The 15,485-nt window shown below is 46.1% G+C and carries 8 protein-coding genes; all 8 read right to left on the reverse strand.

Annotated features, from left to right (window positions below; translation table 11 throughout):
* Positions 1-46: 46 nt before the first annotated feature.
* The 8 genes from ACSUPM_RS12080 to pilQ all read right to left on the reverse strand — a co-directional run bounded on the left by ACSUPM_RS12080 (position 47) and on the right by pilQ (position 15,484).
* Positions 47-1,282 (reverse strand): FUSC family protein, encoded by a 1,236-nt coding sequence (locus ACSUPM_RS12080; protein WP_025652261.1) that lies wholly within the window; start codon positions 1,280-1,282, stop codon positions 47-49.
* A gap of 243 nt (positions 1,283-1,525) precedes the next feature.
* Positions 1,526-2,761, reverse strand: a complete 1,236-nt coding sequence (locus ACSUPM_RS12085; RefSeq protein ID WP_436879982.1) for an FUSC family protein — start codon at positions 2,759-2,761, stop codon at positions 1,526-1,528.
* Positions 2,762-3,011: 250 nt separating this feature from the next.
* Positions 3,012-4,433, reverse strand: coding sequence for a glutamate synthase subunit beta (locus tag ACSUPM_RS12090; protein WP_025652259.1), 1,422 nt, complete (start codon positions 4,431-4,433; stop codon positions 3,012-3,014).
* A 135-nt stretch (positions 4,434-4,568) separates the two neighbouring features.
* Complete coding sequence (gltB, locus tag ACSUPM_RS12095) at positions 4,569-9,032, reverse strand: glutamate synthase large subunit (RefSeq protein ID WP_025652258.1); 4,464 nt, start codon at positions 9,030-9,032, stop codon at positions 4,569-4,571.
* Positions 9,033-9,936: 904 nt separating this feature from the next.
* Positions 9,937-11,031, reverse strand: coding sequence for a hypothetical protein (locus ACSUPM_RS12100; protein WP_201576123.1), 1,095 nt, complete (start codon positions 11,029-11,031; stop codon positions 9,937-9,939).
* Between the two features lie 113 nt (positions 11,032-11,144).
* Positions 11,145-12,284: a 3-dehydroquinate synthase gene (gene aroB, locus ACSUPM_RS12105; RefSeq protein WP_201607779.1), complete on the reverse strand. Its 1,140-nt coding sequence runs from the start codon at positions 12,282-12,284 to the stop codon at positions 11,145-11,147.
* An 81-nt stretch (positions 12,285-12,365) separates the two neighbouring features.
* Positions 12,366-12,926 (reverse strand): shikimate kinase AroK, encoded by a 561-nt coding sequence (gene aroK / locus ACSUPM_RS12110; RefSeq protein WP_101212195.1) that lies wholly within the window; start codon positions 12,924-12,926, stop codon positions 12,366-12,368.
* A 197-nt stretch (positions 12,927-13,123) separates the two neighbouring features.
* On the reverse strand, positions 13,124-15,484 hold the full coding sequence (gene pilQ, locus ACSUPM_RS12115; protein WP_436879983.1) for a type IV pilus secretin PilQ: 2,361 nt from the start codon (positions 15,482-15,484) through the stop codon (positions 13,124-13,126).
* Between the last annotated feature and the right edge of the window lies 1 nt (position 15,485).

Genomic DNA, 15,485 nt, shown 5'->3' on the forward strand with positions numbered 1-15,485 from the left:
AATAAAAACGCTGACTTGTGAGAGTCAGCGTTTTTATTTGTTTTCTTCATAAATGTAAATCTGTCTCGCTGCCTTTATGCTCAATACGGCGCTGTTCACGGCGCTGATAACGCAGGCCAGAAGCAGCAAACCATTGCGGCTTGGTCTTTTGTAATAAATCACTTAATCGCTGCAACTGTACTTGCAGAGTTTGGGTCAACCAAAAATAGCCCTGCCACTCAAAACCTAAATTCTGCACGCTCGGATACTCTGATACCGCGATGCGAGTAATGGGGCGAAATACCTCATCGTTTGGGCTACGTAATACCGCAGCCATATGCTGCATTGCCTGCGTTAATTCGTGCTGATAATGGATAAGCAAAATATGATTTTCATCGTCAATCTCGATATTTGCCAAGCGCGGTGCGGCACTTAACAGCAAATCAATGGTACCGATAATATTACGATGGGTACGCTGAATGGTTTCTAACGTTTCTTTATCAATGCCCGATTCACTGGCAGTCGCTGCGATATGCGGACGCACGGCAAGCAAACGCTTATTAATCTTTTGTAACGCCTTCACCAAGGCTTTATTGACGGGTGTATCCGGTATAGAACTGCTCGATGGATAAATAATACTGGCTGAACTGGTCGCCTTACTATATTTAAACGGCTTGGGTACTAGTACATCGGCATCAATATGATTGCCCACTCCTGCATACAAATTGCTGCACGTCTCAAGATTGCTGGCCAACAAAAACCGCCACATCAACGTCGACTTCAGCGGTAAAATTAATGTTGCTGCGACCGCCACCCCTGCGCCAAGCAAAATATTAAACGCGCGATATAAGCCATCTTGGGCAATACTGCTGTGGTCAGGACTCGATACAATCATCAGCATGGTAATGCCTGTTAGCAGCCCAATATAACCCAATTGCTTGACTGCCACATAACCGATTATGCCACTGATAATGCCAATCAGCCCATAATACAACCACAGCCAACCACCGATATCTTTAATCAACCATAAGAAGCTAAGCCCGACCAACACTCCAAGCAAAGTACCCAATATCCGCTCTTTAGCCTTGGTATAAATCGCGCCCTGATATTGCAACAAACCCAAAATTACAAACACGGTAATGGTCGTCCACTCGCCATGTGGCAAGTGCGTAAACTCATTTAACAACAGTGCAATAAGTACGGCCACACCCAAACGTATGGCATGCAAAATATCCGCATGCTGGTAGCGGGCATAAGGCTCTACAAACGGTGCCGTAAATCGTTGCCAAAAAGTCGGTTTCACGCAGGGTATCTCTTATAATAAAGGAATAAAAAGGTGGTTAAATCCTAGCTACTGGCTTAACCACGAATAAAGCGATGGTCAAAAAATAACGCCTTTTACCTATTAAAAGATAAAAGACGTCAAAGGTCAAAACATGCTAGCACATAACGACAAAAAAACATCCGAAGAAGATAGCATTTGGCTATTGATAACACTAAGAGACGCTGACAAGTAGTTGCAAATAGGTGTCAGCATCTATGTCAGTTACAAGTGTAAGTCGGACTCGCCACCCTGCTCTTTCATTCTACGCTGCTCGCGCCTTTGATAGCGCAGACCAGAAGCAGCATACCACTGCGGCTTGGTCGCTTGTAGCAGATCACTTAGCTGTCGCAGTTGGGTTTGCAACGTTTGCGTCAGCCAAAAATAGCCCTGCCACTCAAACGTTGCAGTCTGTACGCTAGGATATTCTGATAGCGCAATACGCGTAATCGGTCGAAAGGTTTGATCGCTTGGACTGCGTAGTACTGCTGCGATATGCTGCATGGCTTGTGTCAACTCGTGCTGATAGTGAATCAGTAGCGTATGGTTTTCATCATCGATATCGATATTCGCCAAGCGCGGCGCCGCACTGAGCAATAAATCGATGGTACCGATGATATTGCGGTGGGTACGCTGAATCGTTTCTATGGTTTCTTTATCAATGCCAGACTCGCTTGCAGTCGCAGCGATATGGGGCCGTACTGCGAGTAGTCGCTTGTTTATTTGCTGCAGCGATTTTATCAACGCTTTATTGACAGGCATGTCTGGAGTAGCGCTACTTTGAGGATAAGTTGGGCTAGCTGAGCTTGTCGCCTTAGTATAAACAATCGACTTAGGAGCCACTATTTCAGCATCGATATGATGTCCGACACCAGCATAAAGAGTGCTACAGGCCTCCAAATTATTTGCCAATAAAAAGCGCCACATCAAGGTAGATTTGAGAGGCCAGATCACTGTCACCATGACTGCGATACCCGTACCGATTAAGATATTGAGTGCGCGATAGACGCCATCTTGCGCTATGTTAATTTGATTTAAGTTAGAGACGATCATTAGCATAGTAATGCCAGTCAGTAATCCGGTATAGCCTAGCCGCCTAACCGAAAAATAACCAATAACCCCACTGCTGATTCCAATCAGCAAGTATTCTACCCCTAACCAAGCACCCGTCCCTTTATTAAACCATAAGATCGCAAATGCCACGACAATACCCAAAACTGTACCCAGTACTCGCTCTTTGGCCTTAGTATAAATAGCGCCTTGATACTGTAGCAATCCTAAAATAATAAAGACGGTGATCGTCGTCCATTCTCCGTGCGGAAAACGGCTTATTTGATTGGCTAACAGCGCAAGTACGATGGCTGCACCTATACGTATGGCATGCAAGATATCAGCGTGCTGATAGCGCGCATAAGGTTCAATAAATGGTGCAGTAAATCGTTGCCAGATTTTTGGTTTCACGCACAGGTACTCTTATTAATTGAAGAATATGTAGTCAGTGAGAAATAATATCGAACCATCATGTACTGCTGATATCGATTTTTCTTGCTACTCTAATTTTCGTGAATGGCATTAGACGTAAAAGACTAAGCGTTACTTAGACATTAGCAGCATAACCAGCTATCAAAAAAAACGTCTTTTGCCTGTTAAAAGGTAAAAGACGTTTGAGAACAAAGCAAGGCAATCAGTCACTGGATGTAAATCAAACCCATTAAACCTCTAAGAAGTCCAAAATACCTTCAGCGGCTTCACGCCCTTCCCAAATGGCGGTTACGACCAAATCAGAACCACGTACCATATCGCCACCAGCGAAGATTTTGGGGTTTTTGGTTTGGAATTTAAAGGTTTGCTTTTCGAGAGCCAAAACACGGCCAGAGCTGTCCATCGCCACTTGCTGTGACTCGAACCAATCGGCAGGACTAGGGCGGAAGCCAAAGGCCATAATCACTGCATCACAAGGGATAATCTCTTCAGAATTTACAATTGGCTCTGGACGCTGACGACCACGGTTGTCAGGTGCGCCTAAATGGGTGGTCACGACTTTTACGCCTTTGACCTTACCATTTAAGCCAATGATTTCGGTTGGCTGACGGTTAAATAAGAACTCAACACCTTCCTCGCGGGCATTGACTACTTCGCGGCGCGAGCCTGGCATATTTTCTTCATCACGGCGATAAGCGCAGACGACTTGCTCAGCGCCTTGGCGGATACTGGTGCGATTGCAATCCATTGCTGTATCACCGCCACCGAGCACCACCACTCTTTTGCCTTTAAAATCGATATACTCTTCGGGATTTTTTTCCCAATCGTTACAACGGTTCACGTTGGCAATCAGGTAATCTAGCGCATCATAGACACCGTCTAACTCCTCGCCAGCGAAGCCGCCACGCATATAAGTGTAAGTGCCCATACCCATAAACACCGCATCGTACTCGCCTAATAGCTCATCGATACTAACGTCGGTACCAATTTCTGTCTCTAGACGAAACTCGATACCCATGTCTTCAAAGATGACCCGGCGATTGCGCATGACGTCTTTTTCCATCTTAAACTCTGGAATACCAAAGGTTAATAAGCCGCCGATTTCAGGACGTTTGTCAAAGACAACTGGTTTAACGCCATTTCTCACCAAGATATCTGCACAGCCCAAACCTGCAGGTCCTGCGCCAATGATAGCGACTTTTTTGTCCGTCCAAACCACGTCAGACATATCAGGTCGCCAGCCAAGCGCAAAGGCGGTATCGTTAATATACTTCTCAACATTACCAATAGTGACCGCGCCAAAGCCATCGTTCAGGGTACAGGCCCCTTCACATAGGCGATCTTGGGGACAGACACGGCCGCAAACCTCAGGCAAAGTATTGGTACGGTGGCACAACTCAGCAGCTTGGAATATCTGCCCTTCGGCGGCCAATTTGAGCCAGTTAGGAATGTAGTTGTGTACAGGACACTTCCACTCGCAGTACGGATTACCACACTCAAGACAGCGATGTGACTGCTGCGCCACTGGCTCACTCTCGAATGGTTTATAAATCTCGACAAACTCCGTTGAGCGCGTCGCGATGTCTTTTTTAGTCGGCTCAAGCCGAGGCACATCTAAAAACTGAAAACTATTTTCTAAGCGTTTTGCCATGGTGTTATCTCTTTTATAGTGGGTGATAACAGCCAATATCTGCAGCCTCAATGAGGCAAATTTACGGATAAGGGCTGTCATTTACCTGCTCAAAACCTATGAGTTAAGATGCTCGTAAACCTATTACTGACTGAGCTACTGTGGGTCAGCCATCGTGGTCTTAAGCAAACTTGCAATGTTCGCCGCTTTTGGCTTCACCAAGTAAAACTTGCGCACGTAATGCTCAAAGTCAGCCAAAATAGTCTGACCCCACGCGCTACCAGTTTTATCCACATGAGTCTCAAGCACTTGTTGTAAGTGAATACGATGACCTTCCGTCTGCTCGCTTGAGATACGGTTTAAGTCAATCAATTCATGATTACAACGATCAAAGAAGTCCCCTTCCATATCGAGCACATAAGCGAAGCCGCCCGTCATACCCGCGCCGAAGTTAAGACCAGTACGACCAAGAATAGTCATGATGCCGCCCGTCATATACTCACAGCAATGATCACCCGTGCCTTCGATGACCGCATGCGCGCCAGAGTTGCGCACCCCGAAGCGCTCGCCTGCTGTGCCCGCTGCGTACAACTTACCACCGGTTGCGCCATATAGACAGGTATTGCCGATAATGGCAGTATCTTGCGCGGTAAAGCTAGAGTCTTTGGGTGGATAAATGACAATCTCGCCACCTGCCATGCCTTTGCCCACATAGTCATTGGCATCGCCTTCTAGCTCAATATGTAAGCCACCAGCATTCCAGACGCCCAAACTCTGCCCAGCAGTACCCGTCAGATGCAGTTTGATTGGCTTCTCATTCATGCCCAGATTGCCCCATACTTGCGCAATCTCACCTGAGATACGTGCGCCAATGGAACGATCACAGTTACCGACGTAATAGCTATAATCGCCGCCATTACCTTGACGAATATTGAGCAGCATATCGCTAATCATTTGCTCCGCAAGCAAGCCTTTATCAAACGGCTCATTACGTTCTACCTGACAAGTCTGCGCTTTGCCGCTACTGGCTGGATGGCTAAATAACAGCGGCGACAAATCTAAATGACGCTGTTTATCGGTATTACCCTCTAGCACATCAAGCAAGTCTGTCCGTCCGACCAGCTCTTCCATGCTACGCACACCCAATGCAGCAAGCCACTCACGCGTTTCGGTGGCGACAAACTTAAAGAAGTTAATCAGCATTTCTGCTTCGCCAATGAAATGCTCGTCACGCAGTTGGGCTTTTTGGGTGGCAACGCCCGTCGGACAGTTATTGAGATGGCAAATACGTAAATACTTACAACCAACAGCAATCATCGGCGTCGTACCAAAGCCAAAGCTTTCGGCACCAAGGATAGCGGCTTTAACCACATCAAGACCAGTTTTTAGACCACCATCGGTCTGGATACGTACTTTGTCGCGCAACCCATTGACGCGTAATGACTGATGGGTCTCGGCAAGACCCAATTCCCACGGCGAGCCAGCATGGTGAATAGAGGACAACGGTGACGCTGCCGTACCGCCATCATACCCTGAGATGGTAATCAAGTCGGCATAAGCTTTTGCCACACCAGTAGCAATAGTACCAACGCCCGGACGTGAGACCAACTTGACCGAAACCAAGGCGTCTGGATTGACTTGTTTTAAGTCAAAAATAAGCTGTGCCAAATCTTCGATAGAATAAATGTCATGATGCGGCGGCGGTGATATGAGCGTCACCCCCGGCACAGAATAGCGCAGACGAGCAATCAAAGCATTGACCTTACCACCCGGCAGCTGACCACCCTCACCCGGCTTGGCGCCCTGCGCGACTTTAATCTGCATGACTTCTGCTGAGCGTAAATACGCTGGGGTCACACCAAAACGACCCGAGGCAACTTGCTTGATTTTTGAGTTACGCAGCGTGCCATAACGTACAGGATCTTCGCCGCCCTCACCAGAATTTGAGCGCCCACCAATGGTGTTCATTGCCATCGCGATGGCTTCATGAGCTTCAGGAGACAACGCCCCTAACGACATACCAGCCGAATCAAAACGGGTCAAAATCTTGGAGATATCTTCGACTTCATTAACATCGATGGAGTTGTCGGTCTTTAGTTGCAATAAGTCACGCAAAGTGGCGACCGGACGACTATTGACCAAATCGGCATAATGACGATAATTGTCATAATCACCCGTGCGTACAGCGGTATGCAGGCTGTTAATCACATCTGGGTTAAAGGCATGATATTCTTTATTAAAGACAAACTTCAGCAAACCACCTTGATCCAGTGGCGCACGACGTTTAAAGGCATTGGCGGCTAGCTGCGCTTGATCAGCAGCCAAGTCTGCAAAGGTAGCGCCCTTAATACGGCTTTGTACGCCTTTGAAACACAAGCTCACGACTTCTTCAGAAAGGCCAACAGCTTCAAATAACTGTGCACCGCGATAAGAGACAATGGTAGAAATACCCATTTTTGATAAGATTTTTAGCAAACCTTTATCTAAGCCCTTACGGAAATTAACCCGCGCTTGAATCGGATCGCCCAATAGCTCACCGGTTGCAACCAAATCATCAATGACATCATAAGCCAGATATGGATAGACACAAGTCGCGCCAAAGCCAATCAATACTGCTATTTGATGCGAATCGCGCGCGAGACCCGTCTCAATGATTAAATTGGCATCAGTACGAATACCTTGACCAATGAGGTAATGATGCACCGCACCCGTTACCATAATGGCATTGGCCGGTACTTTTTCCGCATCGATGTCTTTATCAGACAACACAATCAACGTCTGCCCTGCCCGAATGCTGCTGGCCACTTGCTCACAGATAGCAGTGATGGCCGCTGATAGCTCTAGGGTGCGATCATAGTTTAGGTCAATACGGGCAACCTTAAACGCTGGATCATCCAAAGTTTCAAGCTGCTGCATTTTGCTAGCGGACAATACAGGCGACGATAAGATAATACGGTGTGCATCTCGCGCAGATGGCGCAAACACATTGGTTTCAGCGCCCAAGCAAGTCTGTAGCGACATCACGATCGACTCACGCAGTGGATCAATCGGTGGATTGGTCACCTGAGCAAACTGCTGACGGAAAAAGTCCCCGACATGGCGAATCTGCTGTGACAGTACTGCCATGGGCGTATCATCACCCATCGAACCGACTGGCTCTTGCGCATTTTCGGCATTAGGACGAATGATTTCTGTGCGCTCTTCATTGGTAATATGATACATTTTTTGCAGCGCTTTTAGCTTATCACCGCGGCAAGCTTGTGCTGCCAACTCTTCTTCTAAGCGCTCATCATCGCGGATACGAGTGGCTTCTTCGCGTAACCATTTACGATAGGGATGGGCTTTTTTCAATAAGGTCGCAATCGCTTTGGTATCTAAGATTTGACCAGTTAAAGTATCAATGACTAGCATCTGACCTGGTCCCACACGACCTTTTGCCAGTACATCCTTTGGTGCATAGTCCCAAACACCTACTTCTGACGCCACAGTGATATAGCCATTTTTAGTCGTCACCCAACGCGAGGGGCGTAGACCATTACGGTCAAGCATACAGACGGCATAGCGTCCATCTTGAATCACAAGACCTGCTGGTCCATCCCATGCTTCCATATGCTGCGAGTAAAACTCGTAAAACGCCCGCAAGTCCATATCCATGCTATCGACATTTTGCCATGCTGGTGGCACTAGAATAGACATCGCATGGAACAGATTCATGCCACCAGACATAAGCACTTCAAGCATGTTGTCTAAGCTTGACGAATCAGAGCCCGTGCTATTAACCAGCGGTGTTAGCTCATTCAGATTGGGTAATTTGGCAGATTTTAATTTTGGTGTGCGTGCCTCAGACCAGTTACGGTTACCGGTAATGGTGTTTAATTCGCCATTGTGCGCAAGATAGCGAAACGGCTGTGCCAATGGCCAGCGTGGTAGCGTATTGGTTGAAAAACGTTGATGAAATACCACAATATGTGATGCCAAACGTTGATCTTGGAGATCTAGAAAAAACGCTGGTAGATCTGATGGCATCACCAGACCTTTATAAATAATAGTCTGACAGTTCAGCGAACAAACATAAAACAGCTCGTCATCGACCAGACGTTGCTCTGCTTTTTTACGCGCGACAAACAGCTTACGGTTAAAATCATCCGCATCTAAATTATCAGGCGCATTGACAAACACTTGCTTAAAGTCTGGCAAGGTCTCACGACCAATCTCACCAACGATACTCAAATCAAGTGGCACATCACGCCAGCCAGCAACCTCTAAGCCTTCAGCGATAATCTCTTCGGCGAGTACCTGCTGGCTGTGCTGTGCTTTGGTCTCATCTAAATTGACGAACACCATACCCACAGCAAAGTTATCCGTCACTGTTAACTGTTGCTCGCTAGCAATGTCTTTAAAAAAAGCGGTCGGCGTTGCCAGTAGCAAGCCACAACCATCACCCGTCTTGCCGTCAGCAGCAACACCACCGCGATGGGTCATACAGCTGAGACTATGAATAGCCGTTTTTACCAAATCATGACTGGCTTGTCCCTCAATATGAGCAATCAAACCAAAGCCACAGTTATCAGAAAAGTCATCCGGCGTGGCCAAATGCGTATGGGAAGAAATCATTGACATAGCTTGTCCTTTTAAGTAAACGGGCAGCTTATATATCCAATGCGGAACATAAACTGGTGACCGCAGGCAGAACGGGCTGGTAGGTAAATATTCGTATATCCGAATTAATAAATGACGTGCAGCTCAGTAGATAGTTATGTTGTGAGCGTGAGATAACCCCCTGACTCTCACAGTCGCTTGATAGTCTGATAACAGACAAACGGTGTTATAACAAAATGCACCAATAAATAGTCAGTAACCGCCCATGGCAACTGGATAAAATAATATCCCGTATACCAGTTACTCACTCGTCAGCACGCACCTTAACGTTTGGCGTTATATCCTACTAGCGCGGCTTAGTCGACGGCTAGTTGAGCATGCGAAAATATGACATTTGACTAATTTTGAATATCAGACGCTCTATATTCAAGCGCCTTAATGACCCTAATAGCAGTGACAATAAGAGGGATTTTGCGATTTGCAATAAGCTTACTGTCGATGGCAAATCGCTGCGCTTGAGACAACAATCGCTTAGTACGCAACTATGTTATCACTAATAGTACGTAACTAAATGACTGTGCGTTAAATCGTTATTTACGATAACTATACAGAGCGTTGCCCATAGTCATCTTAGTTAATGACGGACAAAAAATCTAGTCTTTTCTGTCGATTCATCAGCCAGATTTTGTAAGAGCTTATATTATGAGTTGCTAATAAACAATCAGTAACTTACTGCAATGGCTTTTACAGCTATAGGATACGAGGGTTTTTAAAGCTGCTTTGACGAAGTTCTTTTAAACTCTATCTTGGTTAGTTGTCTAACAAAATAGGCAAGTATGTAAATGAGCAGATAGACAAACATAAAAAAACCTCACTAAACAAACGTTTTAGTGAGGTTTTTTTAGGGCATAGCACTAACCAAAAATTAATTGCTTTTTTCTTCGATCAGCTCTTTTATACTGTCATTATTGGCTTTAGGCGCACTACTATTGCTGTTTTTATTAGCGGCATTCGAGCCATTATTTGTACTATTAGTCGAACTTGGCGGCTTAGGCGTTGGTACAACCGGCGGTTTTTTTAGCGTGCTATTATCAATTGCAGGTTTTTTGGCAGCTTGCTCAGGCTTACGAGTATCATCATTTTTAGCGCTCGGAGCAGTCAGTGTTTGCTCTTCATTGCCGACGGTACGCTCTTCATTGACCGATAGGGTCGCAGAGGTATCGACCGATTGACGAATGCTTTCATCATTACTATTGTTAGCCGCTTCTTGACCACTACGACTGGTATTATTGCTTGCTGCTTGCTCATTAGCGCCATCACTATCATTAGCTTGCACTTTCTGACGGACTGGCACTTCACGTTTGGTCGGGCGCAAATTTACAGAGCGCGTGCGTCTCGCACTCAAGTCTTTCACCGGATCAGGGCGCTCATAATTGTCGATGATACTGACGTAGCGATTGATCTCTTCAGGTAAGACACGCACATTGGCCGGCAGCCTAAAGTCAATCAATTTGGCAGCACCAACGGCCTCTTGCGGGCTGCTCATCAAACCATAAGTCAGCATATAACGGACTTGATTGTTGTCATCAAGGTAGCGAAAGTAGGAAAACTTCGCACGGTCTTCCCGACCTTCTAAATAACTGACGATCACCTCGTTTTCCGCGACATTCATGACCTGTACAGTCCATTTGCCTTTATTAGCCAGCAGATAACGCTTGTCTTTAAACTCGTCAGGATAACTGCGTAAATCACGAACGGTCGCATCAAAATTGATCGGCTGCACGTCGGTATCCAGCTCATGCAATGATTCAATGGCCAATGGCTGCTCAAGTTCGGTGCTCGTTGTTTGCGGCGCAGATATCGGCGCATTTTCAATCTTGGCACCCATCGCTGGCGTTTGACTAAACATCCAAACCAAAGCGGTGACGACGCCTAGCAACAGGGTCACCAACAACCAAATCAGTGCTTGACGGCGATATGATTGGCCAGCGTTACGAGTCGACGAGCTAGATGCTGCCATGAGGATGTCCTTGGTGAAATAGAGTTAAACGCTTTAAACCTGTGCTCATGCCAATACAGTAGTGACTAACAGCTCCATTGCAATGGTTCGCTTGCAAGGGTTTAGTGATATCACTAAATTTGACGTTCTGATGAGCTGTGCTGTGACAATACGTCAGTAAGAAGCTCAGCATCGAAATCATTGGTTAATACCGCGTCACCCAGTGATTTTAACAAAATAAGGCGGATTTGTCCGTGTTTCACTTTTTTATCATGCCCCATCAAGTCTAAAGCCGTCTGAACATCAATAGCAGGTGGGGCAATAGGTAAATTGGCCAATGTCAAAATGCGTTTAATACGAGCCACGTCTTCGCTCGTTAACCAGCCAATTTTTTGAGACAGCTCGGCTGCTTGTACCATACCAACGGCAACCGCCTCACCATGCAGCCAATTACCATAGCCTTCGTGGGTTTCGATCACATGACCAAAAGTATGACCGAAGTTTAATAGCGCCCGTACACCCGACTCTCTTTCATCTTGCGCCACGACATCGGCTTTGTATTGACAGCAGCGTTTGACCGCCTCGCCAAGTACTGCCAAATCTAACGCCATCATCGCTGGTAAATTGTGCTCAAGCCACGTTAAAAATTCCGCATCCATAATAAGTGCGTATTTAATGACCTCTGCAAGACCTGCTGATAGCTCACGCGCTGGCAAGGTTTTTAATGTACTCATCTCAGCAAGCACCATTTGCGGCTGCCAAAAAGCCCCGATCATGTTTTTGCCTTGTGCGTGATTGATGCCTGTTTTGCCGCCAACGCTTGAATCCACTTGTGATAATAGTGTGGTTGGAATTTGGATAAAGTTGACACCGCGCATAAAACTGGCTGCTGCAAACCCAGTCATATCACCAATGACGCCGCCGCCGAGAGCAATCAATGTCACATCCCGATTGAAATGCTCGGCCATGAGCGCATCATAAATCTGGTTAATGCTCGTCTGATTCTTATATTGTTCGCCATCTGGGAGTATACATACCTTCACGATGAACTGCTTTGCCAATGGTGCCTCTAGCGCTGCCAAGTAAAGCGGTGCAATCGTCTCGTTGGTGACAATTAATACTTGCCGACCAGTAATATAGGGCATGATTTGCTGAGCCATAGCGCTTTGCTCAGTGCTGTTTTGCTCAGTGCTACTTTGTTCAGTAATGACAATAGGATAATCATGACTGTGCGTGTGTACGGTTAAGCCATCATGAAACAGTGGCGTTGCCATGAAAGTCTCCTTGAGCATTTTTAATGAGGGAACGTTAGTTGACTGAGTATCATTATATTTATGTTCTATTATTTTTTGCCATCAATCTTCTTTAGATTCTGGCGTTATAGAAGGCGTGCAATAGAACGATTCGAGTTGCTGTAATAATTGACTGACCATATGACGAGGATAAGTATGACCGGTAGGCATGATGATATGAGCCACTTGCCGATATAATGGGTCGCGGGTGCTGTATAAATCTTGCAAGATTTTTCTAGGGTTGGGCTGTTGTAGTAAAGGTCGCGACTTATCTTTCGCGGTGCGTGCCATTTGTACATCGACTGGCGCATTAAGATAAACCACGATACCGCGCTGCTTTAAAAACTCGCGGTTTTCAGCAGACATAACGGCACCACCACCCGTTGCCAATACTATCTGCTGTTGTTGGCTCAGCTCATCGATGGCACGTGTCTCACGCTCACGAAAGCCCGCTTCGCCTTCTTTAGCGAATATCCAAGCAATATCAGCGCCGGTTTGCGACTCGATATACCAATCACTATCTACAAACGTCCGCCCCAATTGTTTGGCAAGCAATCGACCAATGGTGGTCTTCCCCGCTCCCATCGGTCCCACTAAAAACACCGACGGTAATTCCTCCATCATAGTACTCACTCAGCTAAATTAGGTATGATACAACGTCATTGATATTCTGGCTAGTAATGAGCCATGATTATTGTTGTACCAAATTCAAAAAATACGATTGACAGTGTCTTGCTATGGTCAAATCAACCTAAATTTATCCATAAAAAAAGCAAGCACTAAGGCTTGCTTTTTTCGATTGATAATTGATAGTAAGATTATTAATTTAAACGGCTTACACCATCGTTGATCAGCTTTGGCGTGACAAATATCAGTAGCTCTTCTTTAGAGTTATTACGTACGTCTTTACGGAAAGCTCGGCCAACATAAGGCAAGTCTCCTAAGAAAGGTACTTTAGAAACCTCATTGGTAGTACGATTTTTAAAGACACCACCTAGCACGATGGTTTGACCATCTTCAACGATAACGTTAGTCGAGATTGAATCTTCAGCGATCGCTACCTGATTATTAATAATCGTTGGCGTGCCATTGGTAATGACCAGTTGCAAACCAATTTTACCATCAGGTGTAATGTTCGGCGTTGCTTCTAAGCTTAGCGCCGCTTCTTTAAAGCTGGTCGTGGTTGCGCCACTAGCCGATGCTTCTTGATAAGGAATCTGCGTACCCGATGATACTTTGGCCGTTTGTTTGTCCGCTGTCAAAATCTTTGGCGTTGAAATAACTTCACCGCGATTGTCGGCTTGCAAAGCTGACAACTCAAGATCGAGCATCACATCCGACATACTTAGCAAGCCAAAAGCAATACTACCCGCTGGATTGGCCACGCCTAAATCAACGTTTAAGTTATCAGGACGGCTGATATCGTAAGAAGGATAAGAAACTGTTTGACCGTTAACTGTCGTCGTTTCAATATCAAAATCCTTCAAATCTGCCAAAGTCTGATTACTACCACCGACCAGTAGGCTACGGTTATTCGCCGCGCCATTCGATAGGATGCCCCAACGAACACCAATCTCTTTACTAAAGCTATCAGTCGCACTAACGATACGCGCTTCAATCATCACTTGACGAACCGGTATATCAATTTTGCTGATAAGCTTATGGATATTTTCGATACTATCCGCCACATCTTTGATAATCAGAGTATTAGTACGTTCGTCAACCGTGACCGTTCCACGATTAGATAATAAGGTATTATTGGCACTGGAATTGGCGTTGCCAGTATTGCTGCCACCAGATGAGCCACGACCTTTCGAGATAAGGGTTAACACATCTTGCGCTTTTGCGTAGCTTAAGCGAATATATTCGGTGCGGAGTGGTGCATAAGACTCAACTGCTTGCTGCGCTTCAAGCTCACGCGCTTCTTGTTCAGCAAGTTCCGTAGCAGGCGCGACTAAGATCACCCTACCATTCTCACGTTTGCCCAGATTTTTACTTTTTAGAATAATATCAAGCGCTTGATCCCAAGGCACATTGATCAGGCGCAAAGTGATGTTACCCGCCACCGAATCACTAGCGACGATATTCATATCAGTGAACTGCGCTAAAATATCTAAGACGCTACGAATTTCCACGTCTTGGAACTCCATAGATAGCGCTTCACCACTATAGACTCTTTCTTCTAGGGTTGGCTCTCTTAGTAGCTCAGGCTTACTGATACTCACGTTTAACTGGTTACCCGATTGGTAAGCTTGATACTCATAATCCTCAGTCATGCTAATGGTGATAACGCCATTTTGACCTTGGTTTTTGGTATCGATACTACTCACGAGACCACTATTAATATTCAAGCGACGTAATAGGTTTCTAGGCACCGTGCTACCCGTTAGGCGTACGACCAGCTTGTTACCTTGGCGCTGCACATCCACCGGAATCGCTTCATTGGCAAGTGCAATACTGACGTTGCCGCCGCCGTTATTTCCTGCCGAAAAATTTACAGCCGTCAAGCCGTCATAGCTATACTGCTTGCTAACTTGAGAGGCAGCAAGCTGTGGATTTAATAGTGGATTTACGCGTACGACCATCGTATCCGTTGGCGCTTGGTTATTGATCACGGTCGGGCTAGTTGCCGTTGTTCTAACTGGGGCAACGGGTACACTACTGGTTTCTACAATCGGTGTGACTACTGCCGTCGTGATAATGGCATTGTTGTCATTGAGTACGTCTTGGATCGGGTCATTGGTAATGACTGGGCGACTGGGATCGGTCAGGGTCAACAGCAGATCATTGCCGTCAATCGCCGTCGTATAGTTGCCCGCTTGTTTAAGCCCAACAATCAGACGCGTGGTACTGTCACTACTTAACGTCGTAACATCATTGACCATACCGATATTGTATTCGTTAAAACGACTGGCAAGTCCGTTTTGTACTTGCTCAAAATCCAATACCAAACGGCTAGGATCATCCAGCTGGTAAGCGGCAGGTAATACTGGCAAGCCTGCAAAGCCTAAACGCATTTGTGTCACTGCGGGTGCAGTCTGTACCACAGACACATTATTGATGCGCTGGGCGGCATGGGCGCTGCTATTAACTGCTACCATGCTGATTGCCAATGCAGAGATGGCAAAAGCAGAAGAGACGCGGTTGCTCATCATCATTACCTTGTTGTTGCGTACTGTCATT

Origin of the sequence: Psychrobacter okhotskensis (genome assembly GCF_965638355.1) — a bacterium.
Lineage (GTDB): Bacteria > Pseudomonadota > Gammaproteobacteria > Pseudomonadales > Moraxellaceae > Psychrobacter > Psychrobacter okhotskensis.

Coding starts and splice junctions, on each gene's coding strand:
- ACSUPM_RS12090 (WP_025652259.1), bottom strand. CDS start 4,433: ATGGCAAAACGCTTAGAAAATAGTTTTCAGTTTTTAGATGTGCCTCGG.
- gltB (WP_025652258.1), bottom strand. CDS start 9,032: ATGTCAATGATTTCTTCCCATACGCATTTGGCCACGCCGGATGACTTT.
- ACSUPM_RS12100 (WP_201576123.1), bottom strand. CDS start 11,031: ATGGCAGCATCTAGCTCGTCGACTCGTAACGCTGGCCAATCATATCGC.
- aroB (WP_201607779.1), bottom strand. CDS start 12,284: ATGGCAACGCCACTGTTTCATGATGGCTTAACCGTACACACGCACAGT.
- aroK (WP_101212195.1), bottom strand. CDS start 12,926: ATGATGGAGGAATTACCGTCGGTGTTTTTAGTGGGACCGATGGGAGCG.
- pilQ (WP_436879983.1), bottom strand. CDS start 15,484: ATGACAGTACGCAACAACAAGGTAATGATGATGAGCAACCGCGTCTCT.